General features: G+C 40.8%; 1 protein-coding gene. It reads right to left on the bottom strand.

The genetic code is table 11. The features are described from left to right. A partial coding sequence (locus CHX27_RS00090) for an IS3 family transposase (protein WP_108721069.1) occupies window positions 1-661 on the bottom strand: 661 nt, incomplete at both ends.

Below are 661 nucleotides of genomic sequence, written 5' to 3'. Positions count from 1 at the left end.
CGACACGTTGTCTTTCGGCATATTGTACCGGAGACATATTATTTAGCGAATCATGTGGACGGGTGTTGTTGTAATCATGCATCCACACCTGGGTTTGCTCTCTGACCTGATCGATGTTCTCAAAAATGTATTTATCCAATACTCCATGCCTATAACTGCGATTAAATCGCTCAATAAGAGCATTTTGAGTTGGCTTTCCAGGCTCTATATAGGCAAATTCGACACCTTTCATCTTACTCCATTGCGCAGCTATTTTAGCAATGAATTCAGGTCCATTATCCATGCGAATTCGCTCTGGGCGCCCCCTGCGATTAATTAAATGATTTAACACCCATAGAATACGGCTGCTAGGTAATGAAAAATCTATTTCAACGTGCAATAATTCACGGTTATAATCATCAAGAACGTTAAAGGCTCTAAAGCGCCTTTTGTTCTCTAAAACATCTGTTACAAAGTCGATGCTCCAAGTATGGTTCAATTTATTGGGAATAGTTAACGGTTCTTTTACACGTGCAGGGAGTCGTTTCTTAACTTTTCTTCGTAAAGACAAACCAAGTGATACGTAAACTCTGTGAACGCGTTTGTGATTCCATAGTTTACCTTCGTTACGTAAGCGGCCATAAGCTTTCCAGAATCCTTCCTCGGCATGAGCCTCGACTTT

This window comes from Flavobacterium aurantiibacter (genome assembly GCF_002251775.1).
In the GTDB taxonomy this organism is placed as follows: domain Bacteria; phylum Bacteroidota; class Bacteroidia; order Flavobacteriales; family Flavobacteriaceae; genus Flavobacterium; species Flavobacterium aurantiibacter.
This window is presented reverse-complemented; position numbering and strand designations above follow the sequence as displayed.